The organism is Nocardioides sp. NPDC006303, assembly GCF_040613175.1.
GTDB lineage: Bacteria > Actinomycetota > Actinomycetes > Propionibacteriales > Nocardioidaceae > Nocardioides.
In genome coordinates this window covers 1-1,858 of the sequence record NZ_JBEXRR010000084.1, presented here as the reverse complement: position 1 = coordinate 1,858, position 1,858 = coordinate 1, and the positions used below count along the sequence as shown (strand labels likewise).

Below are 1,858 nucleotides of genomic sequence, written 5' to 3'. Positions count from 1 at the left end.
GACGCCCTTCGGGCGCCGGCTTCGCCGGCCGCTTCGCGGTCCTGGACTCCGGACCAGATCGAGAAAAGATTTGGCTGGCTATCGGGGCGGCGGCCCGGGTGTGGCGCAGCGCATTCTCGTTTGGGACAGGTGAGGTTGATGGGGTGGAAGGGTGGCCCTTCGGGCCACTTACCATCCACAGATGCTAGGCCGTTCGCTCACCGCGAAAACGCGCTTTGACCTGGGAAAATAGATGGCAGTAGCTGGACTGGAAGCGTAGAATCAGACCCATCACAGCACACCTCTGAAAGGGGAGGATGGCGATGAGTCTCGGCCGCTCGATCGACCACTGGGGCACCAACCCCGGCGATGCGATCGACGCTGCTTTGAAGGCCATCGAGACCGCCCTCCAAGACCTGCTGGCCACCGATCCCGCCTATTGGCGCACCGAGCAGAAGAAGGACCTGCTGGAGCGGTTGGAGAAACTCCAGGCCCAGCAAGCCGCGCTGAAACTCCGGGTCCTCGCCACGGCCGGCGACATCGCTGAGGAGACCGGCGCCAAAGACGCCTCCGCCTGGATGCGAGCTGAACTCCTGGTCGACACGGGGGCCGCGCGGTCCCAGATCAAACTCGCGACCAGCGTCGCGAAGTACGACCTCGTCGCCGCCGGTCTCGCCGAAGGCGTCGTGTCCCTGGACAAGGCCAGGGTGATCACCAAGGCGCTGGACAAGATCCAGGCCGACCCCATCGCCAGTGCCGAGGACCTGGTCCTCGCCGAGAAGCTGCTGGTCGACTACGCCACCGGGTTGACCGCGAACGAGCTCCGCGTCGTCGGGAAAAGGATCCTGACCGAGGTCGACCCGGCCCGGTTCGAGGACGCCGAAGCCAAAGCCCTCCTTGCTGAAGAGGAGCGGGCGCAGCAGAAGACGGCGTTGCGGGTGTGGGACAACCACGACGGCACCGTCGGGTTCGAGGGTGTGTTGCCGGTCTCGATCGGGATGAGGTTCAAGCGGCTGGTCGAGGCCTGGGCTCAGCCCCGCAAGCAGCAGCTGGTCGGCAAGGGTGCCCCGTTGCCGCCGTGGGAGCGGCTGATGGGTCAGGGCTTCGCGCGGTTGTTGGAGACCGTCGACCCCGCCGCACTACCGAGGCACGGCGGCGACGCCACCACGATCAACGTGGTCATTTCTCTCGACGAGCTCCGCAAAGACCTTGGCATCGCCACCCTCGGCTACGACGAGACCAACGGTGCCACCATCACCGCGGCCGAGGCCCGGCGGATGGCCTGCAACGCGACCATCATCCCCTGGGTCCTCGGCGGCGACAGCGAGGTCCTCGATGCTGGCCGGGGCAGCCGGTTCTTCCAGCCCATCCAGCGCAAAGCGCTCCGGCTGCAGCAGAAGTGCTGCCAGGCTGAGGGCTGTGACATGCCGCCGGAATGGTGCGACGCCCACCACCTCGACCCCTGGGCTGCTGGCGGGAAGACAGATCTGAAGGACGGGGCATTGCTCTGCCCCCACCATCACCGTCTCGCGCACAACCCTGCCTACACCCATGAGCGACTACCGGATGGCACCATCCGGTTCACCCGCCGCCCCTAACCGGCCGGGTGAGGAATCACGTCACCGGGTCCCACCCGTCGGGCCTGAGGACCCCGCCGCCGAACGGTCTCGGCTCTCGCTGAAGCCGTCCGTCGCGATGCCCCACGAGTGTTCTGGCCAGCTCTGTCGACTCCATGCTGGCCGTTTCCCCTTGGTGGGGACATTCCCCCACGGCGGCGAAGGTTCCCCACGCTCCGGAGCCCCGACGCCACGCAAGTCCGCCACCAACGAGATCGGCCGGCGCATCGACGGCTTCGACATCGTCAACGTCCAGGAGGACT

1 protein-coding gene is annotated in these 1,858 nt (G+C 66.8%); it reads left to right on the top strand.

Features of this window, described 5'->3' with window-relative positions; genetic code table 11:
- Nucleotides 1-302: 302 nt before the first annotated feature.
- Nucleotides 303-1,577 carry a DUF222 domain-containing protein gene (locus ABZY89_RS29435; RefSeq protein WP_355232714.1) on the top strand — a complete coding sequence of 425 codons (1,275 nt, stop codon included), beginning with the start codon at nucleotides 303-305 and terminating at the stop codon, nucleotides 1,575-1,577.
- The last annotated feature ends 281 nt before the right edge of the window (nucleotides 1,578-1,858 follow it).

Coding starts and splice junctions, on each gene's coding strand:
- ABZY89_RS29435 (WP_355232714.1), top strand. CDS start 303: ATGAGTCTCGGCCGCTCGATCGACCACTGGGGCACCAACCCCGGCGAT.